Source organism: Neoroseomonas terrae (assembly GCF_018129025.1).
In the GTDB taxonomy this organism is placed as follows: Bacteria; Pseudomonadota; Alphaproteobacteria; order Acetobacterales; family Acetobacteraceae; genus Neoroseomonas; species Neoroseomonas terrae.
This window is the reverse complement of sequence record NZ_JAAEDI010000040.1, coordinates 16,142-37,845: the sequence shown is the minus strand read 5'-3', so window position 1 is coordinate 37,845 and position 21,704 is coordinate 16,142. Positions and strand designations below refer to the sequence as shown.

At 69.0% G+C, this 21,704-nt stretch carries 21 protein-coding genes; 8 read left to right on the top strand and 13 right to left on the bottom strand.

Features of this window, described 5'->3' with window-relative positions; all coding sequences use genetic code 11:
* Window positions 1-53: 53 nt before the first annotated feature.
* Window positions 54-1,022, top strand: coding sequence for an MBL fold metallo-hydrolase (locus GXW78_RS25915; protein WP_211871813.1), 969 nt, complete (start codon window positions 54-56; stop codon window positions 1,020-1,022).
* A 7-nt stretch (window positions 1,023-1,029) separates the two neighbouring features.
* Here GXW78_RS25915 and GXW78_RS25910 read toward each other — a convergent pair whose 3' ends face one another.
* From GXW78_RS25910 to GXW78_RS25875, 8 genes are read right to left on the bottom strand one after another with little or no spacing between them, the layout of a single operon-like run.
* Window positions 1,030-1,398: a HesB/IscA family protein gene (locus tag GXW78_RS25910; RefSeq protein ID WP_211871812.1), complete on the bottom strand. Its 369-nt coding sequence runs from the start codon at window positions 1,396-1,398 to the stop codon at window positions 1,030-1,032.
* Window positions 1,399-1,414: 16 nt separating this feature from the next.
* Window positions 1,415-1,774 (bottom strand): SUF system Fe-S cluster assembly protein, encoded by a 360-nt coding sequence (locus tag GXW78_RS25905; protein WP_211871811.1) that lies wholly within the window; start codon window positions 1,772-1,774, stop codon window positions 1,415-1,417.
* Between the two features lie 4 nt (window positions 1,775-1,778).
* Window positions 1,779-2,252 (bottom strand): Fe-S cluster assembly sulfur transfer protein SufU, encoded by a 474-nt coding sequence (gene sufU / locus GXW78_RS25900; RefSeq protein ID WP_456307091.1) that lies wholly within the window; start codon window positions 2,250-2,252, stop codon window positions 1,779-1,781.
* Window positions 2,249-3,496 carry an aminotransferase class V-fold PLP-dependent enzyme gene (locus tag GXW78_RS25895; protein ID WP_211871827.1) on the bottom strand — a complete coding sequence of 416 codons (1,248 nt, stop codon included), beginning with the start codon at window positions 3,494-3,496 and terminating at the stop codon, window positions 2,249-2,251. The genes sufU and GXW78_RS25895 overlap by 4 nt, the downstream gene beginning before the upstream one ends.
* Entirely contained in the window at window positions 3,496-4,788 is a 1,293-nt protein-coding gene (sufD, locus tag GXW78_RS25890; RefSeq protein WP_211871810.1) for a Fe-S cluster assembly protein SufD, read from the bottom strand. Before sufD ends, GXW78_RS25895 begins: the two co-directional genes overlap by 1 nt.
* The gene (sufC, locus tag GXW78_RS25885; protein WP_211871809.1) at window positions 4,785-5,531 is read right to left on the bottom strand and encodes a Fe-S cluster assembly ATPase SufC; all 747 of its coding nucleotides are present in this window, start codon (window positions 5,529-5,531) and stop codon (window positions 4,785-4,787) included. Before sufC ends, sufD begins: the two co-directional genes overlap by 4 nt.
* A complete protein-coding gene (gene sufB / locus GXW78_RS25880; RefSeq protein ID WP_211871808.1) occupies window positions 5,531-7,027 on the bottom strand; it encodes a Fe-S cluster assembly protein SufB in 1,497 nt (498 codons plus the stop codon). The genes sufC and sufB overlap by 1 nt, the downstream gene beginning before the upstream one ends.
* Before the next feature lie 13 nt (window positions 7,028-7,040).
* Window positions 7,041-7,508, bottom strand: a complete 468-nt coding sequence (locus tag GXW78_RS25875; RefSeq protein WP_211871807.1) for an SUF system Fe-S cluster assembly regulator — start codon at window positions 7,506-7,508, stop codon at window positions 7,041-7,043.
* 146 nt (window positions 7,509-7,654) lie between these two features.
* On the opposite strand from GXW78_RS25875, the gene GXW78_RS25870 reads away from it, so the two are divergent.
* From GXW78_RS25870 to GXW78_RS28555, 4 genes are all read left to right on the top strand, one after another.
* Window positions 7,655-8,701: a GGDEF domain-containing protein gene (locus GXW78_RS25870; RefSeq protein WP_246522647.1), complete on the top strand. Its 1,047-nt coding sequence runs from the start codon at window positions 7,655-7,657 to the stop codon at window positions 8,699-8,701.
* Window positions 8,702-8,768: 67 nt separating this feature from the next.
* On the top strand, window positions 8,769-9,653 hold the full coding sequence (locus GXW78_RS25865) for an alpha/beta fold hydrolase (protein ID WP_211871805.1): 885 nt from the start codon (window positions 8,769-8,771) through the stop codon (window positions 9,651-9,653).
* Between the two features lie 220 nt (window positions 9,654-9,873).
* Window positions 9,874-11,835 (top strand): polysaccharide pyruvyl transferase family protein, encoded by a 1,962-nt coding sequence (locus GXW78_RS25860; protein WP_211871804.1) that lies wholly within the window; start codon window positions 9,874-9,876, stop codon window positions 11,833-11,835.
* A gap of 24 nt (window positions 11,836-11,859) precedes the next feature.
* A complete protein-coding gene (locus GXW78_RS28555) occupies window positions 11,860-13,737 on the top strand; it encodes a polysaccharide pyruvyl transferase family protein (RefSeq protein WP_211871803.1) in 1,878 nt (625 codons plus the stop codon).
* Here GXW78_RS28555 and GXW78_RS25850 read toward each other — a convergent pair.
* The 5 genes from GXW78_RS25850 to GXW78_RS25830 form a co-directional block, all read right to left on the bottom strand.
* Entirely contained in the window at window positions 13,697-14,182 is a 486-nt protein-coding gene (locus GXW78_RS25850) for a GNAT family N-acetyltransferase (RefSeq protein ID WP_211871802.1), read from the bottom strand. The genes GXW78_RS28555 and GXW78_RS25850 overlap by 41 nt on opposite strands.
* A complete protein-coding gene (locus GXW78_RS25845) occupies window positions 14,179-15,480 on the bottom strand; it encodes an SAM-dependent methyltransferase (RefSeq protein ID WP_211871801.1) in 1,302 nt (433 codons plus the stop codon). The genes GXW78_RS25850 and GXW78_RS25845 overlap by 4 nt, the downstream gene beginning before the upstream one ends.
* A gap of 5 nt (window positions 15,481-15,485) precedes the next feature.
* Complete coding sequence (locus GXW78_RS25840; RefSeq protein WP_211871800.1) at window positions 15,486-16,445, bottom strand: ABC transporter substrate-binding protein; 960 nt, start codon at window positions 16,443-16,445, stop codon at window positions 15,486-15,488.
* Between the two features lie 71 nt (window positions 16,446-16,516).
* Window positions 16,517-17,296: an ABC transporter permease gene (locus GXW78_RS25835; RefSeq protein ID WP_211871799.1), complete on the bottom strand. Its 780-nt coding sequence runs from the start codon at window positions 17,294-17,296 to the stop codon at window positions 16,517-16,519.
* Window positions 17,271-18,038, bottom strand: a complete 768-nt coding sequence (locus tag GXW78_RS25830; RefSeq protein ID WP_211871798.1) for an ABC transporter ATP-binding protein — start codon at window positions 18,036-18,038, stop codon at window positions 17,271-17,273. Before GXW78_RS25830 ends, GXW78_RS25835 begins: the two co-directional genes overlap by 26 nt.
* A gap of 124 nt (window positions 18,039-18,162) precedes the next feature.
* Between GXW78_RS25830 and GXW78_RS25825 the strand changes: the two genes are divergently transcribed.
* From GXW78_RS25825 to GXW78_RS25815, 3 genes are read left to right on the top strand one after another with little or no spacing between them, the layout of a single operon-like run.
* Window positions 18,163-19,077 (top strand): SDR family NAD(P)-dependent oxidoreductase, encoded by a 915-nt coding sequence (locus GXW78_RS25825; RefSeq protein ID WP_246522643.1) that lies wholly within the window; start codon window positions 18,163-18,165, stop codon window positions 19,075-19,077.
* Between the two features lie 10 nt (window positions 19,078-19,087).
* Entirely contained in the window at window positions 19,088-19,579 is a 492-nt protein-coding gene (locus GXW78_RS25820; RefSeq protein ID WP_211871797.1) for a hypothetical protein, read from the top strand.
* Window positions 19,580-19,592: 13 nt separating this feature from the next.
* Window positions 19,593-21,644, top strand: coding sequence for an acetate--CoA ligase family protein (locus tag GXW78_RS25815; protein ID WP_211871796.1), 2,052 nt, complete (start codon window positions 19,593-19,595; stop codon window positions 21,642-21,644).
* Window positions 21,645-21,704: the final 60 nt, after the last annotated feature.

Sequence of the window (21,704 nt, the reverse complement as noted above, 5' to 3'; positions counted from 1 at the left end):
CAGCGGCAGCGCATCATGATTCCACCGCCAGTTCCACGAAAGGATGACCATTCATGGCATTGTTTCGCCGCCACACCCTGGCCGCCGCCGGCGGGCTCATCGCCGCGTCGGCGTTGCACCGCCCCGGGGCCGCCCAGGCGCCCGCCACCTCCATCCAGCAGGCCCCGGGCTTCTATCGGTTCCGCGTGGGCGGCATCGTGGTGACGACGCTCAGCGACGGATTCGCCGCGCGCCCCCTGGACGGCTTCGTCCGCAATGCGCCGCTATCGGATGTCCAGGCCGCCGCCGCGGCGGTCCTGCTGCCGGCCGACAGCACGGTGATTCCCTTCACCGTCACCGTCGTGCAGCGCGGCGACATGCTCACCATCTTCGACACCGGCAACGGCGTGACACCGGCCGGCGCTACCGCCGGGCGGCTGATGGCCAATATGGCCGCCGCCGGTATCGACCCCGCGCGCGTGACGCATGTGATCTTCAGCCATTTCCACGGCGACCATGTGAACGGCCTGCTGAACGCCGAGGGCGGCCGCGCCTTTCCGAATGCCCGACTACTGGTGCCCGCCGCAGAATGGGCCTGGTGGACGGATGCCGGCAACGCCACGCGCAGCCCCGAAGGCCAGCGCGGCACCTTCGCCAACGTCGCGCGGCGCTTCGCCCCCTATCAGGGCAGCGTCACGCCCTTTCAGCCGGGAGAGGTGGTGCCCGGCATCACCGCGATCGCCGCGCCGGGCCACACGCCGGGCCACACCATCTTCCGCGTCGCGGACGGCAATGCGGAAATGATGTTCCTGGCCGACGTGACCAACCGGCCCGAGATCATGATGGCGAACCCCGACTGGCAGATCGTCTTCGATTTCGACGGCGATGCGGCGGCAGCGACGCGGCGGCGTGTGCTCGATATGGCGGCGACAGATCGGATCCGGGTCACCGGCTATCACTACCCCTTCCCGGGGAACGGCCATGTGGCGAAGGTCGGGAACGGATTCCGCTTCGTGCCGGCGGATTGGTCGAGCGTGGTCTGACCTCCCGTCAGACGTGGAAGGATTCGCCGCAGCCGCAGCGGCCCTTCTCGTTCGGGTTGGTGAAGGTGAAGCCCGCGGTCATCGCCTTCACCTCGTAGTCCATGACCGTACCGATCAGGAACAGCGTCGCCTTGCGGTCGATCAGGACCGTCACGTCCTTGTCGGTGATGACCTCATCGCTGGGCGCAGCCTCGTCCGCCCAGGACAGGTCATAGGACAGGCCTGAGCAGCCCTTGGTCTTCACCCCGATGCGCAGCAGCTTGCCCTGCTGGCCACGGGCGTAGAGGGCACGCAGGCGGTCGGCGGCGCCGTCGGTCAGCGTCATCAGCGGCGGCAGGGCGCGGCGGGCGCGCGGTGCCTCGACGGAGATGTTCATCGCGGGCCTCCCCCCCTCAGTACATGTTCAGCGCGAGGCGGGCATCCTCGCTCATGCGCGACTGGTCCCAAGGCGGGTCCCACACGACTTCGACCTGCACGTCGGTCACGCCCTCGATGGCACGGACCGATTCCTCGACCTGGCTCGGCAGTTCCTGCGCCGAGGGGCAGGACGGGGTGGTCAGGGTCATCTCGACCTTCACCTTGCCGCCATCCTCGATCTCGATCGCGTAGATCAGGCCGAGTTGATAGATGTCGACGGGGATCTCCGGATCATAGACCGTGGAGATCGCGCCGATCACCGCATCCTCGTCCACCTTCGGCGCGGGTGGTCGCACCTCGCCGTCCGGGGTCCAGGATGCGCGGGTTTCCGTCATGGGATCACTCACTGCTCGCCTCCTTCGCCCCGTCGAGCGCGGCGTTCAGCGTGTGCCAGGCCAGCGTCGCGCATTTCACGCGGGACGGAAACTCATGCACGCCCGACAGCGGCGCCAGGCGCTCCATTTCATCGGCGAAGGACGCACCGCAATCGGGGCAGACGCCCGTCATCGCAAGTTCGCGGAACTTCGCGCCCAGATCCTTCGCCTCATCCGCCGTCTTACCCTTCACCGTCTCGGTCATCAGGGAGGCGGAGGCAGTGGAGATGGCGCAGCCGCGGCCCTGGAAGGCGGCGTCGGCGATGCTGCCATCCGGGGCGCGCCTGATGAACAGCTCGATCCGGTCGCCGCACATCGGGTTGTCGCCGCGGGCGGTGGCGTCGGCATCGTCCAGCCGGCGGAAGTTACGCGGCTTGCGGCCGTGGTCGAGGATGACTTCCTGGTAGAGATCACGCAGATCGTCGAACAACCCGCTCATCTGAAGAACTCCCGCGCTTCGGTCAGCGCCTGAGCCAGGATGTCGATCTCCTCCCGCGTCGTGTAAAGGCCGAAGGAGGCGCGCGTGGTACCGTTTTCGAGGCCGAAGCGGGTATGCAGCGGCTCCGCGCAATGCCGCCCCGCGCGCACCGCAATGCCGGCGCGGTCGAGCAGCGTCGCGAGATCGTGCGGATGCGCCGCATCCAGCGCGAAGGCGAAGACGCCACCGCGATCCTGCGCGGCACCCAGCAGCGTCAGCCCCGGCACGGTCGCCAGCGTCGACGTCGCATGGTCCACCAGGGACCGCTCATGTGCCTCGATCGCCGGCATGCCGATGGCGGTCACGTAATCGATCGCGGCGTGCAGCCCGACCGCCTCGACGATCGCGGGCGTCCCGGCCTCGAACTTCGCGGGCACCGGCGCCCATTCCGACTTCTCGAAGGTCACATAGGAGATCATGTCGCCGCCGCCGAGCATCGGCGGCATGCGGTCGAGATGCTCCGGCTTCCCCCACAGCACACCGATGCCGGTCGGCCCGTACAGCTTGTGCCCGGTGAAGCAGTAGAAGTCGCAGCCAATCGCCTGCACGTCCACGCGCCGATGCACCGCGGCCTGGGAACCGTCCAGCAGCACCTTTGCGCCATGCGCATGCGCCATCGCGACGATGCGTTCGACCGGCGTGACCGTGCCAAGCACATTCGACATATGCGCGATGGCGACCAGCCCGACCTTGCCGTCGGCCAGCTTCATCTCGAGGTCGTCGAGGTCCAGCTCGCCACTGTCGGTGATGCGGCAGACGCGCAGCTCGTTGCCCTTGTCGTCGCGCAGCATCTGCCAGGGCACGATATTGGCATGATGCTCCAGCTCGCTGATCAGCACCGCCTGGCCGGGCTTCATCACGCCGCGGCCCCACCCATGGGCGACGAGGTTCATCGCCTCCGTGCTGTTGCGCGTGAAAACGATCTCGCGGGCATCCACGGCGTTGATGAAGCGCGCTGTCGCCTCGCGCGCGGCCTCGTAGGAATTGGTCGCGAGTTCGCTCAACCGGTACGCGCCGCGATGGACGTTGGCATAGGCCGTCTCCATGCAGCGGACCATCGCGTCGATCACGACGCGCGGCTTCTGCGCCGACGCGCCGGAATCGAGGAACACCAGCGGTCGCCCGCGCGCCTGCGGCTGCGACAGGATCGGGAAATCCTGCCGGATGCGCGCGACGTCAAAGGTGGCGGGCGCCAGCGTATCCATCACGCAGCCTGCCCCTGGCGTGACCACCAGGCATCCAGCGCACGGGTCAGTGCCCCGCGCAGCGTTTCGTCCGACACGGTTTCCACAGCCTCGTGCAGGAAGGCCTCGACCAGCATGGCCTTGGCCTGGGATTCCGGGATGCCGCGGGCGCGCAGATAGAACAGGCTGTCGGCATCGAGCGCGCCGACCGTTGCGCCATGGCTGCACTTCACGTCGTCGGCGTAGATCTCAAGCTGCGGCTTGCTGTCGATCTCCGCGTCCTCCGACAGCAGAAGTGCCTGGTTCATCTGGTAGCCGTCGGTCTTCTGCGCCTCCCGCCGCACCAGGATCTTGCCCTGGAACACGCCGCGGGCACGGCCGGCCAGCACCGTCTTGTAGGTCTGGCGGGACGCGCAATCCGGCGCCGCGTGGTCCAGCGCCGTGGTGGTGTCCACATGCTGGCCGTCGGCCGCCATCTGCGCGCCGTTCATGTGGCAGGCGGCCTTGGGGCCGGTCAGCGCGGCATGAATCTCGTTGCGAGTCAGCCGCGGCCCAGCCGCGACGGTGAAGTTGTCGTAGGTGCCGCCGCCCGCGATCGTCGCGTAGATCGTGGACAGGTGGAAGACGGTGGCTTCCTCCTGCAGCATCCTGCCGTGGGTCAGCGTCGCGCCCTCGGCGACGTCGATCTCGAAGACCGGATTGTGCAGGCACTGGCCGCGCCCGGTCGCCGTCTCGATCAGCGTCAGCGAGGCGCCGGCGCCCAGGCGGAACAGATGCCGCGGATGGAAGGCGAAGGGCCGGCCGGGATCGACCGTGATCGACACCAGTTCCAGCAACCCGCCATCGACGCCATCCGGCACGTCGATGAACAGCCCGTCCTCGAACAGCATGGTATTCAGCGCGGCGAGCGGCTCGCTCTCCGGCTTCGCGAGCGAACCAAGGAAGGTCTCCGCGTCGTTCAGGTGCTGCGCCAGACCGACGGCGCGGAACGGCAGCCCCTCCAGCGCCGACAGGTCAGGCCGGAAGCGCCCATCGACGAAGACGGCGCGATGCGCCGCATTCGGCACGGGCAGCGCCAGCGCGCCTTCGACCATCGTCAGCGGCTCGGCGAAATGCGCCTGCGCGACGGGGGCGAGGTCGGTGTACTTCCACTGTTCCACCCGCCGCGTCGGGAAGCCGCGCGCGGCGAAATGCACGGCGGCATCAGCCCGAAGCGTGTTCAGCCAGGGCTTGCGGGCGCCGGGCAGGTGGTCCTTCAGCCCTTCATAGCGGGCGAGGAAGCCCGCGGCGCCGGTCGGGACGGGCGCGGTCATGCGGCGTTCTGGACGGCGCCATACCCCTGCGCCTCCAGCTCCTGAGCCAGTTCCGGCCCGCCCGACTTCACGATGCGGCCCTGCATCAGCACATGCACGCGGTCCGGCACGATGTAGTCGAGCAGCCGCTGATAATGGGTGATGACCAGCGCCGAGAAGTTCGGCCCGCGCATCGCGTTGACGCCATCCGAGACGATCTTCAGCGCATCGATGTCGAGGCCCGAATCCGTCTCGTCGAGGATCGCCATGGACGGCTGCAGCAGCGCCATCTGCAGGATCTCGTTGCGCTTCTTCTCGCCGCCCGAGAAGCCGACATTCACGCCGCGCTTCAGCATGTCCTCGGGCATCGACAGCGCCTTCATCCGCTCGCGCGCCAGCTTGAGGAACTGCATCGCATCCAGCTCGCTCTCGCCCCGCCCCTTGCGGATGGCGTTCAGCGCCGTGCGCAGGAAGGTGACGTTGCCCACGCCCGGTAGCTCGACCGGGTACTGGAAGGCGAGGAACAGGCCGGCAGCGGCGCGCTCCTCGGGTTCCATGGCGAGGATGTCCACGCCGTCCAGCGTCGCCGAGCCGCCCGTGACCTCATAGCCTTCGCGGCCCGACAGCACATAGGACAGCGTCGACTTGCCCGAGCCGTTCGGGCCCATGATGGCGTGCACTTCGCCGGTCGGCACTTCCAGGTCGATCCCCTTCAGGATCTCCTTGCCGTCGATCTCGGCGGTCAGTCCTTCAATGCGGAGCATCAGCCCACGCTCCCTTCCAAAGAAATCTGCAGCAGCTTCTGCGCTTCGACCGCGAACTCCATCGGCAGTTCCTTGAGCACCTCGCGGCAGAAGCCGTTGACGATCAGGCCGACCGCCTCCTCCTGCGTTAGCCCGCGCTGGCGGCAGTAGAAAAGCTGGTCCTCGGCAATCCGGCTGGTCGTCGCCTCGTGCTCGACCTTGGCGCTCACGCAGCGATTCTCGATGTAGGGCACGGTGTGGGCGCCGCAGAGATCGCCGATCAGCAGGCTGTCGCACTGAGTAAAGTTGCGTGCGCCCTTGGCCTTAGCCCCGATGCGCACCAGCCCGCGATAGGTGTTCTGCCCATGCCCGGCGCTGATGCCCTTCGACACGATGGTCGACTTGGTGCGCGGCCCGATATGGAACATCTTCGTTCCGGTATCGGCCTGCTGGTAGTTGTTGGTGATGGCGACGGAATAGAACTCACCCACGCTATCCTCCCCCTGGAGGATGCAGGACGGGTACTTCCATGTGATCGCCGACCCCGTCTCCACCTGCGTCCAGGAGATCTTGGACCGCGCGCCGCGGCAGGCCCCGCGCTTGGTGACGAAGTTGTAGATGCCGCCCTTGCCCTCGGCATCGCCGGGGTACCAGTTCTGGACGGTGGAATACTTGATCGTCGCGTCATCCATCGCGACCAGCTCGACCACCGCGGCGTGAAGCTGGTTCTCGTCGCGCATCGGGGCGGTGCAGCCCTCGAGATACGAGACATGCGACCCCGCATCCGCGATGATCAGCGTGCGCTCGAACTGCCCGGTGCTCTTCGCGTTAATGCGGAAGTAGGTGGACAGCTCCATCGGGCAGCGCACGCCCTTCGGGATGTAGACGAAGGACCCGTCGGTAAAGACGGCGCTGTTCAGCGCAGCGAAGAAGTTGTCGCCCTGCGGCACCACCGTGCCGAGGTACTTCCGCACCAGCTCGGGATGCTCCTGCACCGCCTCGCTGATCGAGCAGAAGATGATGCCTTCCTTGCCCAGCCGCTCCTTGTAGGAGGTCGCGACCGAGACGCTGTCGAACACGGCATCGACGGCCACCGGCATGCGACCCTCGGCCGGGACCGAGCCGGCGCCCTCGACGCCGGCCAGGATCTCCTGCTCACGCAGCGGGATGCCGAGCTTCGCATAGGTCTTCAGCAGCTCGGGGTCGACCTCGTCCAGTGACTTCGGCCCGACCTTCGTCTTCGGCGCGGCGTAGTAATGCGCGTCCTGGTAGTCGATCGGCGGATACTTCACCGCGGCCCAGCGCGGTTCCACCATCGCCTTCCAGGCCGAAAAGGCGCGCAAGCGCCATTCGAGCAGCCATTCGGGCTCGTTCTTCTTCGCGCTGATGAAGCGGACGATGTCCTCGTTCAGCCCCTTGGGTGCGAACTCCATCTCGATATCGGTCTCAAAGCCCCACTTGTACGTGGATTCAGTGACCGACTGGACGGTTTCAATCGTCTCGGTGACGGCAGGCATTCTCTTCTCCGTCCTACTCGGCGGCAAACGTGGCGGGGCGCCGCGCCCCGGCGGCGTGCGGCGGCATGACGGCCGACGCTCCCGCAAGATCAGCGATGGAAATGCCGGACAGCGTCCGGCGGATGGCATCGTTCACCGGGTCCCACCGGCCGCGAACCGCGCAACGGTCCTCCGTTTCGCAACAGCCGGCGGCGTTGTCCACGCAGGCCGTCAGCGCGATGGGGCCGTCTATCGCCGCGATCACCTCGGTCAATGGCATCGCGGCCAGCGGCCGCGCCAGGCGGTAGCCGCCCGACGCCCCGCGGCGCCCCTCGACCAGCCCGGCATGGGACAGGGTCTTCAGCACCTTAGCGACGGTCGGTTCCCCAAGCCCGGTGGCGGCGGCGAGCCCGGGCGCGGTCAGCACGCGCCCATCCTCGGCCTCCTCCAGCCTTGCCAGAACGACGACGGCGTAGTCGGTCAGCTTGGACAGCCGCAGCACGGCCGTTGCCCTCCAAAAATCAGGACCCGAATGGTACGGATTGCAGATGCGCTCGCGACTCGATGAAGTCAAGACGGGTGGACCTGAGCCGCAGGCTCCATAAGTAAGAATGGACTTGGTGAACCGATCGGGAGGACCCCAGCTTGATGCAACTTGCCGCGACGGCCGCCGGGTTCATTCCCCCACCCCCGGCGCCGAACGAGGCCGAGCGCCTAGCCGCCCTGCGTTCTTACGACGTGCTCGACACCGCCTGCGAGGAGAGTTTCGATGGCGTGGCCGAACTCGCCCGCCGGTTGCTGAACGTTCCCACCGCCCTGGTCACGCTGCTCGATGCGGACCGCCAATGGTTCAAGGCTCGCGCGGGGTTCGAGGCTACGGAAGGCCCGCGTGACACCTCCTTTTGCGGCCATGCGATCCTCGAACCCGCCGGCGCCACGATGGTGGTGCCGGACGCCACGAAGGATCCCCGCTTCGCCGGCAATCCCTTCGTCACCGGCGAGACCCGCCTGCGTTTCTACGCCGGCGTCCCGCTGGTGAATGCGGAGGGGCACGCGCTCGGGACGCTCTGCGTACTCGATCACGAACCGCGCGAGCTGAGCGACGCCGACAACGCCACGCTGCGCGCCCTGGCGCGCATGGTGGTGACGACGCTCGAACTGCGCCGCGCCTCGCTGAACATGCGGTCCATGGCGACGAGCGATTCACTCACCGCCCTGCCGAACCGCGTGGGCTTCCTCGCTTCACTCGACCGCGCGATCCAGCGCGCGCGACGCGACGGGGAGGTCTTCTCGCTGCTGATGCTCGACCTCGATGGCTTCAAGGCGGTGAACGACCGCTTCGGTCATGCCGAGGGTGACGCGGTGTTGCGCGCCGTGGGTGCCCAGCTCGCCGCGACGCTGCGGCGGGAGGACGAGCCCTCGCGTCTCGGCGGAGACGAGTTCGCGGCGGTGCTCTGGCGCATCGACCTGCGTGACGCGCGCGACATCGCCGAACGGGTGCGCCAGGCCATTGCTTCGCGCATGGAACAGGCCGGCTGGGCGGTGACCGCGTCGATCGGCACGGTCACGTTCCACACGCCGCCGGCATCGGCGGAGGATGCGATCCGCCGCGCCGATGCGCTGATGTACGAGGCCAAGCGCGCAGGCCGCGACCGCGCTGCCCATGCCGTGGTCGAAGCGGACGAGCCCACCTGACGCCCCATCTGGACGCCGCCGCCCGCCCTCGCCATCGTTGCCGCATCCACAGTTCCAGGGGCTCCAGATGCCGACGATCCGCACCGATGACGGCGTAGACCTGTATTATGAGGAGGCCGGCGCCGGCATCCCGATGGTCTTCGTGCACGAATTCGCCGGCGACATGCGGTCGTGGGAACCGCAGATGCGGTTCTTCGCGCGCCGCTACCGCTGCATCACCTTCAGTGCACGCGGCTATCCGCCCTCCGCCGTGCCCAGCGATCCGAAGGCCTATTCGCAGGACCGCGCGACGGACGACATCGCAGCGGTGATCAAGGGCCTCGACCTCGGGCCGGCGCATGTCGTCGGGCTGTCGATGGGCGCCTTCGCCACGCTGCATCTCGGCCTGCGCCACCCGGGCCTCGCCCGCAGCCTGACTGCCGCCGGCGTCGGCTATGGCGCCGAGCCCGGCAAGCGCGACCAGTTCCGTGCCGAGACCGACGGCGCCATCGCCCGCATCCGCGGCGAAACCATGGCCGAGTTCGGCAAGAGCTACAGCCGCGGCCCCACTCGCCTGGTGTTCGAGGAGACCGACCCTCGCGGCTACGCCGAGTTCCGCGACCAGCTCTGCGAACATTCGACCGAGGGCTCGGCCCTGACCATGAACGGCGTGCAGCGTGAACGCCCGTCGCTGTTCGACCTTGCGGAGGGCTTCCGCGCCTATACGACCCCGACGCTCATCGTCGCGGGCGACGAGGATGACCCGACGCTGGAACCGGCGCTGTATCTGAAGCGCACGATCCCCACGAGCGCCCTGCTCGTTCTGCCGAAATGCGGGCACACCATGAACCTGGAATACCCCGACGCTTTCAACCGCGCGGTGCTCGACTTCGTGACGCAGGTCGATGCGGGGGCCTGGCGGCGGCGGATCCCCGAAAGCCTGAGCGGGTCGATCATCGCGGCGAAGAGCTGAGCGGAGCGTCCGGAAAAGGGTCTACGGCGCTTTTCCGGACCGGGCGCCGGCACCTCACGAGGGCGTCGGCATCCAACAGTTAATAAACCAATAACGCGCATTGTTTATCGACAATTCATCCATACGGCGTTACGCTGATTTCATGTTCGATGCGCAACATGCCGACGTCATTGGATTTCTAGCGGAGCACCCTGCCACCCCCCTGATCTGCCCGGACTATATGGTGGATCGTCTTCATCAGGCGGTTCCGGGCGTCGTCGCCTATCCCTATTGCGCCGCCTCGGCGCTGGGGGACGGGCAGGCGGAGGCAGTCGTCGTGCACAAGGGCATGCTGCGGGCGCTGGGCTGGCGGCGGCTCGCCGCCACCATCGCCGCCGGCGCCCCCGTGCTGGCGAACGACGTGTTCGTCGTCTTCCGGCGCGGCGCGACGCAGCCCCCCGCGGGCATCGAGGCCCATCTCGCGCCGCTGCTCGCCTTCTGCCGCCATTGGCAGTCGCTGCCGCGCCGCGCCGCCCGCGGCTCGCGAGCCGTCGTTTCCTCCGCCTGGAACCTCGGCAATTGCGGCGATGACGCGGTGACGCTGGCTGCCGCCGCGATCTGCCGTCGCCTCGGTTTCGACGAGGTGTCGCTGCTCGGTCCCGACGGTCCGCTCGACCTCATTGAAGATGCGGGCTTCGTCCTGCTGGGCGGCGGCGGCCTCATCTACGACAACGACATCGCGAACACCGCCAACTACACCGCGCCGCTGCGCTTCGCCGCCGACTGCGGGGTGCCGCATGCGGCGCTCGGCGTCGGGACGCAGGGCATCCGCACCGCCTTCGGCCGCGCCGCCTATCTGGAGGCGCTGTCCGGTGCCGCCGTCATCGCCGCCCGCGACCGGACCGATGTCACCGAGCTGCGGGAAGGCTGCGGCCTGGCCCAGGTCGAACTTGGCGCCGATCTGGCCTTCGCCCTGCCCGAGCTCGAACCGCACTGGTTCGCCCCGGTGGTGCGCCCGACGCGCCCGCGGCCGCTCGCGCTGCTCTCGCTCGGCTACACACGCGAGACGCCGGGGCTGCAGGGCGAGACGCTGCTACGCACCATCCTTGGCCTCGCCCGCAGCGTCGGCGAGACGCATGAGCTCCTGCTCGCGCGCCATTCCACGGATGATGCGGCGGTCCATGCGGAAGCCGCCCGCATCCTCGGCATCCGCCACATCGACCTCGCCGCGCTCGGCGTGCCCATGGCGATCGCCACCTACGCCGCCGCGGACCTGGTGGTCACCAGCCGTTTCCACGGGACCATCTTCGCCGCGCTCACCGGCACCCCGGTGGCGACGGTCTGCAATGCCTCGGCCAAGCTCGGCAGGCTGGTAAACCAGGCACTGCCATCGCTCGCAGGCGCCATGACGCCGCTGGACGAGAGCGGGAGCCCCGCCTTGGACGGAAGGGATCTCGCCCGCCTCGCCCGGCCCGCCGCGCCCGCCGAAGTGGCCGCCCAGCGCCGGGCTGCCCTGGCGGCGGAAGGGCGGCTTGCCGCCGCGCTCGGCCGGCGCCGTACTCTCGCACCGGAGGAGCCGGTCCGCGCCTCCGCGCACATGGCCGCCGTGCCGGCCTTCGCCATCCCGCCCGCGCCGGCAGCCCCGCCGCTGCCCTGGGGCGCGGCGCTCGTCGACGCCTGCGCGCAGCTCCTGTCCGGTGGCGGGATCATGCTGACGATCGGCGCCCCGCCGCCGCCCGCCCTGCACCCGGCGGTGCAACGCCGCCTCGGCCGGCACGGTACGGCGCTGGCCGAACGGACCGCACTCACGCTGACGTCGCCGGGCGACGCGGCGCGGCGGGTGAAGCTCGACCCCGACGGTCCCTGGCTCGACAGCATCGCCGCAGCGCTGGCGGCGGATGCCGAGCCCGTCGCCGTGCTGCGGCTCGCGGGCACCGAGATCGCGCTGGCGCACCGCGCGGTGCGCCTCTTTGATCCGGCGGTCATGGTACTCGAGCGCCCGGGGATTCCCCCGGATTCAGACAGCTTCGACGCCCTGCTCGTCACCATCGGCCTGACCCGCCGGCTGCTGCTGGCCGCGCGGGAGGGGAGGCTCACCCCCGTGCCGCTGTTCGAGGCCGAGCCGGCGCTCCGCCAGCGCGCCATCCTCTGCACCGAAGCCGCGTCGGTCGCCCTGCAGCCGCAGCCCGCTGCCGCGCCCTGAAGCCGCCCCGCGCCGGAGACCGCCGTGACTGCTCCCATCTTCATCAGCTTCTATGCTGGCCGGCGCTACTACTACGATGCCGCGGCGCAGCTGCGGGCGGACCTCGACGCCCTGGGCCTGCCGCACGACATCGAGGAGGTGGAGCCCCCCGAAGGCCGCGACTGGGCCGACATCTGCCGGATGAAGCCCGCCTTCATTCGCCGCAAGCTGGAACAGCACCGCGCGCCGGTGTTCTGGCTCGATGTCGACAGCCGCGTGCGGAAGCGGCCACCGGTGCTCGAAGGGCTGGGCAGCGACTTCGCAGCCTTCCTGCGCAACTTCGCCCGCCTCCAGGATTTCGACCCGGTGCAGCGCGGCCGCACCTTCGTGCCGGCCTTTCTCTACTTCAACTACACCGAGGCGGGCCGCCGCCTCGCCGCACGCGTCGCCGAGCTTGAGGCGACGTCGGAATTGCGCGCCACGGACGACTACTTCCTCGAGGAGGCCTGGCGGGAATTCCAGGGCCACCTCGACGTCACCCTGCTCTCCCCGGGTGGCGTCGCCCTGCGCCGGTCGACCGACGCGCCGGCCGAGGATCCCTGGCTCGAAGTAGGACAGTCGGGCAATGTTCGGTCCTTCATCAGCCAGGTCGAGCAGCATCGCGCCGCGGCCTTCGAGCGGCAGCGGCTGTTCACCGGCCTACAAGGGCTGGCGCAGGAGGAGATCGGCAAGGGCCGGCTGCCCGAGGCGACGGTCTATCTGCAGCGCATGATCCGGCTCGATGAGGGGCATGACGGTGCCGTCCGGACGCTGGCGCGCGTCCTGCGCCGGAAAGGTCAATTGGAAGAAGCGCTCGGCGAATACGAGGCGCGGCTCCAGGCGATCCTGGCTGTCCCGGAGGCCGAGCCGCGCCGCCTGCGCGAGTTCCTGTCGGGCTATTTCGAGTTCGTGCTCGATTCCAGCCGGCTCGACCTAGCGACGGAGGTGCTGCAGCGGATCGCGGCGCTGGACGATCCCGCGGCTTCGGGTCTCGCGCGCAGCAAGGCGTATCGCCTGTCGCTCGAAACCGAGGCGCGACGGATCGGCCGCCCCAAGGACCGGGTCCCGCTGTGGTGGATGGAGCAGCCCTATCCCGGCAATTTCGGCGACGTGCTGAACCCCTGGCTCGTGCACCGCCTGACCGGCATGCCGCCGCGCTTCGTCGCCCCGGGGGCGGGCGTGCTCGCCATCGGGTCCGTGATCAAGTTCGCCCGCGCTAATACCAAGGTCTGGGGATCGGGCTCACCGCGGCTGACGGACCGACTCAGTCCCGACGCGACCTATTGCGCGGTGCGCGGGCCGTTGACCCGCCGGCTGGTGCGCGACAGCGGCGGCACCTGCCCCGAGATCTACGGCGACCCCGCCCTGCTGTTGCCGCGGCTATATCATCCTCGGGTCACCAAGCGTCACGCCCTCGGCCTGATCCGGCACCACGTCCACGGCGAGGAGCCGCTTTCCCTGGCGCCCGACGTCGCCGAGATCGACATCCTTCGCTGCGGTGCCGAGGAGATCGAGGCCTTCCTCGATGAGGTACTGGCCTGTGAGATAATCATCTCGACATCCCTGCATGGGCTGATCGTCGCGCATGCCTATGGCATCCCCGCAGTCTGGGCCGATTTCAGCGGCGCCACCACCCGTATCCAGGGCAACCATGTGAAGTTCCTCGACTACTTCGCCTCGGTCGGCATCACCGACGTTGCGCCCTTCGACCTGTCCGGCATCGAGCTGCTGTCGGCGGGGCTAGTGCGCCGGCACGCGCGGGTCATGCAGGCGCCGCCCGACCTCGACAAACTGCTGGACACGGCGCCCTTCGACGTGCGGACAGACGAAGGCGCGCCGCCGGTCAGGCCGGCGGCGGCGGCGCTGGTGCCGTCACTGTCGTGAGTGACAGCTTCATGCCCTCATGGCTCGCCGCGAAGCCAAGGGATTCGTAGAAGCGCCGCGCATCCGGCCGCGCCTTGTCGGTGGTGAGCTGCACGAGCCCGCAGCCGCGCACCCGGCACTGCTCGATCGCCCACTCGAACATGCGCCGCCCGAGGCCCGCGCCGCGGTGACTGGCGGCGATGCGCACGCTCTCGATCTGGCCGCGCCACAGCCCCATCCGTGACAGGCCAGGGATGAAGGAGAGTTGCAAGCAGCCGATCATCCGCCCTCCGTCCTCGACGACCGCCAGGAATTGGTTGGGGTCGGCGTCGATGGCTGCGAAAGCGTCGTCATAGGCCGGATCACCGGGCCGCTCGCGCGCGGCGCCCAGCACGTCGTCCGCCAGCAGCGCGACGATCGCCGGCAGGTCGGCCGACGTGGCTCGGCGGAACGCCGGCCCGGTCATGCGTACAGGTCCGCGCGCGTCGGCGGCATGCCGGAAGCCCCACGCGCCCGCTTCGTCGCAACCGTCTGAAAGATGCCGATCGTGCCGCGCTCGAAGCCCAGGCAGACGCCGGCGAGATACAGCAGCCACAGCCGCGTCTTCGCCGCGCCGACCTCGGCCTCGGCCGCCGCGCGGTTGGCGTACAGACGTTCCGTCCACAGCCTGCAGGTGCGGCCGTAATGCTCGCGCCAGCCTTCCACGTCATGCACCTCGAAGCCGCCGGCTTCCAGCGCATCGACGGTGCCGCCGATGTGGTCCAGCTCGCTGCCCGGAAACACGTAGTTCACGATGGCGCTGTATTCCGGCCGCTTCTTGCGAAAGTCACGCTCGGTCTTCTTCATCGGCCGCGTGATGGCATGGTGCAGGTAGATGCCGCGCGGCCGGAGCAGCCCGCGGATCTGCTGGAAGTAGCCTGCGCGGTTCTCCAGCCCGACATGCTCGAACATGCCGATCGAGGCGATCTTGTCGAACTCGACACCCGACAGCTCACGGAAGTCGCGCAGCTCGATGGTGACGCGGTCTTCCAGGCCTAGCCGCTTCACCTTCTCCACCGCGTAATCGTGCTGCGCCTGGGACAGCGTCACGCCATGCGCATGCACGCCGTGGTGCTGCGCGGCGTGGCAGACCAGCCCGCCCCAGCCGCAGCCGATGTCGAGCATCGTCTCGCTCGGCTTCAGCCGCAGCTTGCGGCAGATCATCTCGAGCTTGGCCTTCTGCGCCGTCTCGATATCCGCCTCCCAGTCGGGGAAGTAGGCGCAGGAATAGACGCGCTCCTGGTCGAGGAAAAGCGCATAGAAGTCGTTCGACAAATCGTAGTGGAACTGCACCAGCGCCTTGTCGTCGCGCCCGGCCGCCAGCTTCGCCTGCTGGCTGCCGCCATAGGCGTGCCCTGCCCCGCCGCTGCCGGGCCCGAAGGCGAAGGGCAGCAATGTCTTTGCCGCCAGCACCTTGTTCAGCTTCTTCGCCATGCCGCGTGTCGACCCGCCGCCGAGCCGTGCAGACAGGTCAAGAAGCGTTCCGCCCTCCAGGTCCACGGCGCCTTCGGCGATCAGCTCGACCACGGTGGTCAGCCGCGGCCGCCGGACCAGCCGGGTCAACGCCGCCGGCGTTGCGATCGACACCACGAGGTCGCTGCGCGCCGCCGGTGCCAGCGCGACCAGGGCGCCATCCCACAGTCGCAGCGACAGGTCGATGGGCGCGACCTCCGCCACATGGGCGGCGAAGCGTTGCAGCGAGGCGAGCCGGCGGTCTTCGGCCATCCGGGTCAGATCCGCACGCGGTCCGGCGCGACCCAGCGCAGCGGATCCGCCCAGATCACATCGGCCGTCGTCACAGGCCGGTCCAGCCGGTTCATGCCGCGCAGCTGGTCGATCGCCAGCTGGATGTTCGCCACGCTGTCCGCCGTCAGGTTCATGCGGTAGCCGACCTTGTTCATCAGCTCGGCGACCAGGGCGCGGTCCTGGCGCAGGAAGCGCGCGACCTGGCGCACGGCATCCTCGCGGTTGGAATCGAGGAAGTCGCTCGCCTGGATCAAGGAACGCATGATTCGCTCAGTGACGGGCCGGTTTTCCGTCGCCCAGGCCTTGTTCATGTAGATGTAGTTGCGGACGATCTGGATCTGCTCGTTGTTGACCAGGATGTGCGTGTTGGGAATGGCGCGCTGCGCGCGGGTCGGCCAGGGTTCCCACACCGCGAAGGCGTCGATGTTCCCACGTTCCAGCGCCGCGACCATCTCCGGCGCCTCGACATTCACGATGGTGTAGTCGGCCGGGTTCAGGTTCAGCTTGGCGACGACCGACAGCCAGAAGGTCTCGGAGCCCGTGCCGCGCGCGACGCCGACGCGCTTGCCCTTCAGCTCCTCCATGGTGGTGATGTTGCGGCCCAGCACGCTGATCCAGCGCAGCAGCGCGACACCCTCGGCCACCGCGACCACATTCGGGTCGCGAACATTGGCCGACACGCCCGCCTGTTCGGCACCGTAGGCGGAGGCGATCTGGTTGCCGATCAGGAAGGCGACCATGGCCGAGCCGGACGGGCCGGTATTGACCGTGACGTCGAGCCCGTTGCGTTCGAAGAAGCCGCCCTCCTTCGCGACGTAGAAGGCGGCGAAGGACGGGTCCACGCCGGTCGCGATGGTCACCTTTGTCGGCGACTGGCCGGCGGCCGGCAGCACATAGGCACCGGCGGCCGCGGCCGGCAGCGCGAGGATGGAACGACGGTTCATGATGCGGGTCTCCCTGTCAGACCGTCACGCCGGCGGCGTGCTCAAACAGTTGCTTCACGCCGGAGGCGTGCTCAGACGGTGGCATTGAAGCGCCCGGCGAAGGCGCGGATCAGCAGCCGGAATACCCGGTCCGTCAAGAAGCCGAGCAGGCCCAGCGCAACCAGTGCGACGAAGATGTCCTCGACCTGCATGAACAGGCGTGCATCCCACAGCAGCTTGCCGAGCCCGTCATTCGACGCGATCAGCTCCGCCGCCACGATGGTGACGAAGGCATTCGCCATGGCAAGCCGCATGCCGGTCAGGATGTAGGGCACCGTCGCCGGCAGCGCGACCAGCGCGAAGACCTGCAACCGCGACGCGCCGAGGCATTGCGCCGCGCGGATCTTGTCCCGCCCGACCGCACCGACACCCGCCGCCGTGCTGATCACCACGACGAAGACGGTGGTGTAGGCGATCAGGAAGATCTTGCTCTCCTCCCCGATGCCGAACCAAATCACCGCGACGGTGATCATCGCGACGGCGGGGATGAAGCGGAAGAATTCCGTCCAGGGTTCCAGTAGCCAGCGCACGATCCGGAAGGACCCGATGGCGAGGCCGATCGGGATGCCGATGACGCTGCCAAGCAGGAAGCCCTGCAGGATGCGCCGCATGGAGGCGACGATCTGTTCCTGCAGGATGTTGTCCTCGATCAGCACCACCGCGCGGTCGAACACCGGGATCGGCGGCGGGAACAGCACCGACTTCACCAGATACACCGCCGCCAGGTGCCAGATCAGGAACAGCAGCACGAAACCCGCGACATAGCCGGCGATCGTAGCGAAACGCTCAGTGCGCACCGTGAATCTCGTCATGGATCAGCGCATGGACCTCGCGGAAGGCCGCCATGAAGGCGTCGGAGGTCCGCTCGCGCGGGAAGGGAAGATCGACCGGGATCACCGCCTTCAGCGTGCCGCCCGGGCCCCGCTTCATCACGCCGACCCGCGTCGCGAGCGCCACGGCTTCCTCGATATCGTGGGTGATGAACAGCACCGTCTTGCGCGTCTCCGCCCAGATGCGGGACAGCTCGCCCTGCAGCACGGCGCGCGTCATGGCATCCAGCGCGCCGAAGGGCTCGTCCATCAGCAGGATGCGGGGATCGTTCGCAAGCGCGCGTGCGATCTGGATGCGCTGCTTCATGCCGCCCGACAATTCCGACGGATGCTTGGCCCCCTGCCCGTCCAGCCCGACCATATGCAGGTAATGCTCCGCCTTCGCGCGGCGGTCGCGCCGGCCCATGCCGCGCAGTCGCAGGCCGAAGCCGATGTTCTCGATGGCCGTCAGCCAGTCATAGAGGCTGTCATGCCCCTGGAAGACGACCCCACGATCGGCGCCGGGCCGCTCCACCGGGGAGCCGTCCAGAAGGATGCGACCCGTGCTCGGCTGCTCGAACCCCGCGACCATGTTCAGCACGGTGGTCTTGCCGCAGCCGGAGGTGCCGAGCAGGCAGAAAAACTCCCCCTCCGCCAGGTCGAGCGAGAAATCGCGCACGGCTTCCCACGCGCCGGTACGGCCGCGATAGGTCTTGCCCACGCCCTCCAGGGTCACCAGCGCCACGAAAGCCTCTTTGTCGGTCGTCGCCCATGTTGGTCGCCGGCCGGCATCCCGGCAACCCGGCTTCACGCCCCGCCGGGCCGGGTCTAGAAGCTTAAGCGGCTTAACACCACGGAGGGGATGCCGCATGCCGAACATGCTCGAGGGCAAGGTTGCGATCGTGACGGGGGCCGGCAACGGCATCGGGCGCGAGATCGCCATCATGATGGCCGGCCAGGGTGCCAAGGTCATCATCAACGACATCGGCGCCTCGGTGACCGGCGAGGGCACGGACGCCACGCCCGCGCAGCAGACGAAGGCGATCATCGCCCAGAATGGCGGCCAGTCCGAGATCTCGTCCGAGAGCGTCTCCTCCTGGGCCTCGGCGCAGAAGATCGTGCAGTCGGCGCTGGATCATTTCGGCCGCATCGATATCGTCGTGAACAACGCCGGCATCCTGCGCGACCAGATCTTCCACCGCATGACGCCCGAGGAATGGGATGCGGTGATCGCCGTCCACCTGAACGGCTCCTTCTACGTCTCGCGCGCTGCCGCCACGCATTTCCGCCAGCAGCAGTCGGGCGCCTATGTCCACATGTCCTCGACCTCGGGGCTGATCGGCAATTTCGGGCAGGCGAACTACTCGGCGGCGAAGCTCGGCATCGCCGGCCTGTCGAAGTCGATCGCGCTCGACATGGCGCGCTTCAACGTGCGTTCGAACTGCATCGCGCCCTTCGCCTGGTCGCGCATGACCGGCACCATCCCCGCGGAGACGCCGGAACAGAAGCGCCGCGTCGAGCGCATCATGCAGATGACGCCGGACAAGAACGCGCCGCTCGCGGTGTTCCTCGCCTCGGACGCGGCGAAGGACGTGACGGGGCAGATCTTCTCCCCGCGCATGAACGAGCTGTTCGTCTATTCCCAGATCCGCCCGATCAAGTCGGTGCATCGCGAGAATGGCTGGACGCCGGAAGCCATTGCCGAATACGCGCTGCCGTCGCTCGCCCAGGGCTTCTCGAAGCTGGAGCGGTCCGGCGACGTGTTCTGCTGGGACCCGATCTGAGGATCGGGCGTTGCGGCGGGCGGCGATCCTGGCGCTCTGCGCCTTCGCCCTGCCCGCCGCGGCGCAGGATGCGCCGGCACCCTTCGTGACCGTAACGCCACCGGCCAGCGTGCCGCCGGTGGTGGTGGATGCGGTGCAACGCATGCCGCCGACCGGCGCGCTCGAAGCGCCGTTGCGCGCCGCGCCCTGCGTCTTCGCGCCGGTCGCGCGCCATCTCGAAAGGCTGCCCGCCAACATGCCCTGGGCGCGACCGGAAGCGGTGGTGCTGTTCGGAGACCTGCCCGGTCTGCCGCCCGGCAGCCGCGCGGCCGTGCTGCGCCCAACGCGCGAATTGCTCGCCCGCGCCGCGACACGGCAGCGCATCGCGGAGGGCGGCATCTCCCTGCATGACTACGACCTCGCCGTGCTGCCGGCCGACGCGGCAGCACCCGCCTTCCTTGCCATCCATGTCGCCCCGCCCGCAGCGCCGCCCGAGGACTGCGTCGCCCAGGGCCCGAGCTGAACCGGACCGCCGCATGACCGCCCTCGCCCCTGCCCTGCTCAATCCCCGCCGCATCGCGCTGGTCGGCGCCTCGACCGACCCGGCGCGGCTGACGGCACGTGCGCAGGTGTATCTGCGCAAGCATGGCTTCGACGGCGAGCTGTACCCCGTGAATCCGCGCGCCGAAACGGTGCTCGGCGAGAAGTCCTATCCCTCCATCGCCGACATCCCCGGCCCGGTCGACCTCGCCTACCTCCTGCTGGCGACCGAGCATGTCGAAGGCGTCATCGCCGATGTCGCGGCGAAGGGCATCCCGGTCGCCGCCATCCTCGCCGATGGCTTCGCGGAAGCCGGCCCGGAAGGCCAGGCGCGGCAGGCGCGGCTATTGGCGACGGCGAAGGCCGCCGGCGTCCGCATCCTCGGCCCGAACTCGATGGGGCTGATCAACCTTAACAGCCGCACGGCCTGCAGCGTGAACGCGGCGCTCGAGGCAGAGAGCCTCCCGGCCGGCCGGCTCGCGCTCGTCTCGCAATCGGGCTCGATGCTTGGCGCCATCATGGCGCGCGGCGCCGCGCGCGGCCTCGGCTTCTCGCATCTGATCAGCACGGGCAACGAGGCCGACCTGACCGCCAGCGAGATCGCGGGCATGCTGGTGGACGACCCGCAGGTCGACGCCATCCTGCTGTTCCTCGAAGCCATCCGCCGTGCCGACCTGCTGGCGGAGGCCGCGCGGCGCGCCCATGCGGCCGGCAAGCCGATCATCGCCTACAAGCTGGGCCGGTCCTCCTTCGGGGCCGAGTTGGCGAACAGCCACACTGGGGCGCTGGCAGGTTCGGATGCCGCGGCCGATGCCTTCTTCCGGGCCAATGGCATCGCCCGCGTGACGATGATCGAGGGGCTGCTGGAGGCGCCGGCCCTGTTCATCGGCCGCAAGCCCATCGCCGCGCCGAAGCGCGCTGTGTCGGTGATGACCACCACGGGCGGCGGCGGCGCCATGGCTGTCGACGCCCTGGGCGTCGCCGGCATCGAGACGGCCGCCCCCGACGAGACGGCCGTCGCCGGCCTCAAGGCGGCCGGCCTGCCGCATCACGGCCGGATGATCGACGTGACGCTTGCCGGCACGCGGGCGGACAAGGTGCAGGCAGCGTTGACCGCGCTCGCCTCCGACCCGAACACCGACCTTGCCCTGTCGGTGGTCGGCTCCTCGGCACAGTTCCGGCCGCATGATGCGGTGGCGGGCATCCTCGGGGCGGCGAAGGCCGGGCTGGCGAAGCCCGTCGCGGCCTTCCTCGTGCCGCAGGCCGATGTCTCGCTGCGCATGCTGGGCGAGGCCGGCATCCCCGCCTTCCGCACGCCGGAATCCTGCGCCGACGTGATCCGCGCCTTCCTCGACTGGCAGGCGCCGCGCAGCGTCCCGGCCGCCGCCGCCATCACCCACGTCCTGCCGGCGCGGCCGGATGAGGCGGATGCGCGTGCCCTCTTCGCCGCGCTGGGCCTACCGGGCAGCACCGCCACCATGGCCACGCCTGATGCCGTGCCGGACGGGATGCGCTACCCGGTCGCGCTCAAGATCCTGTCCCCGGACCTCGCCCACAAGACCGAGATCGGCGGCGTGGTGCTGAATATCCCCGACGCCGCCGCGCTCAAGACGGCAGCCACCGAGATGCTCGCCCGCGTCAAGGCAAAGGCGCCCGAGGCCACCATCACTGGCTTCCTGGTCCAGCCGATGGCGAAGGGCCTTGCCGAAGCCATTCTCGGCTTCCGCCGCGACCCCGAGACCGGTCCGATGGTGCTGATCGGCGCGGGCGGCGTGATGGCCGAGCTGCACCGCGACACCGCCCTCCGCTCCGCCCCGGTCAGCGAGGCCGAGGCCCACGCCATGATCGCCGAGGTGAAGGGGCTGAAGCCGCTCGCGGGCTGGCGCGGCCTGCCGAAGGGCGACCTCGACGCGCTGGCGAAGGCGATCGTCGCCGCCTCCCGCCTCGCGGCGCTGGAGGAGGTGGCGGAGGCCGAGATCAACCCGCTGATCATTCATGCCGAAGGCCAGGGCGTGACCGTGGCGGACGCCTGGGTGGTCCGGGCATGATACCAACGGCCCCTACCCTGTTCATGCCCTCCGACGTGGGGCGCAGACCTCCGGTCGGCT

Bases quoted from the DNA above. Each gene is read 5' to 3' on its own strand.
- GXW78_RS25905 (WP_211871811.1), bottom strand. From the start codon at position 1,774: ATGACGGAAACCCGCGCATCCTGGACCCCGGACGGCGAGGTGCGACCA.
- GXW78_RS25845 (WP_211871801.1), bottom strand. From the start codon at position 15,480: ATGGCCGAAGACCGCCGGCTCGCCTCGCTGCAACGCTTCGCCGCCCAT.
- GXW78_RS25895 (WP_211871827.1), bottom strand. From the start codon at position 3,496: ATGGATACGCTGGCGCCCGCCACCTTTGACGTCGCGCGCATCCGGCAG.
- GXW78_RS25815 (WP_211871796.1), top strand. From the start codon at position 19,593: ATGACCGCCCTCGCCCCTGCCCTGCTCAATCCCCGCCGCATCGCGCTG.
- sufU (WP_456307091.1), bottom strand. From the start codon at position 2,252: ATGAGCGGGTTGTTCGACGATCTGCGTGATCTCTACCAGGAAGTCATC.
- GXW78_RS25865 (WP_211871805.1), top strand. From the start codon at position 8,769: ATGCCGACGATCCGCACCGATGACGGCGTAGACCTGTATTATGAGGAG.
- GXW78_RS25840 (WP_211871800.1), bottom strand. From the start codon at position 16,445: ATGAACCGTCGTTCCATCCTCGCGCTGCCGGCCGCGGCCGCCGGTGCC.
- GXW78_RS25860 (WP_211871804.1), top strand. From the start codon at position 9,874: ATGGTGGATCGTCTTCATCAGGCGGTTCCGGGCGTCGTCGCCTATCCC.
- GXW78_RS25870 (WP_246522647.1), top strand. From the start codon at position 7,655: ATGCAACTTGCCGCGACGGCCGCCGGGTTCATTCCCCCACCCCCGGCG.
- GXW78_RS25850 (WP_211871802.1), bottom strand. From the start codon at position 14,182: ATGACCGGGCCGGCGTTCCGCCGAGCCACGTCGGCCGACCTGCCGGCG.
- GXW78_RS25825 (WP_246522643.1), top strand. From the start codon at position 18,163: ATGCCGAACATGCTCGAGGGCAAGGTTGCGATCGTGACGGGGGCCGGC.
- GXW78_RS25835 (WP_211871799.1), bottom strand. From the start codon at position 17,296: ATGACGAGATTCACGGTGCGCACTGAGCGTTTCGCTACGATCGCCGGC.
- sufB (WP_211871808.1), bottom strand. From the start codon at position 7,027: ATGCCTGCCGTCACCGAGACGATTGAAACCGTCCAGTCGGTCACTGAA.
- sufC (WP_211871809.1), bottom strand. From the start codon at position 5,531: ATGCTCCGCATTGAAGGACTGACCGCCGAGATCGACGGCAAGGAGATC.
- GXW78_RS25910 (WP_211871812.1), bottom strand. From the start codon at position 1,398: ATGAACATCTCCGTCGAGGCACCGCGCGCCCGCCGCGCCCTGCCGCCG.
- sufD (WP_211871810.1), bottom strand. From the start codon at position 4,788: ATGACCGCGCCCGTCCCGACCGGCGCCGCGGGCTTCCTCGCCCGCTAT.
- GXW78_RS25915 (WP_211871813.1), top strand. From the start codon at position 54: ATGGCATTGTTTCGCCGCCACACCCTGGCCGCCGCCGGCGGGCTCATC.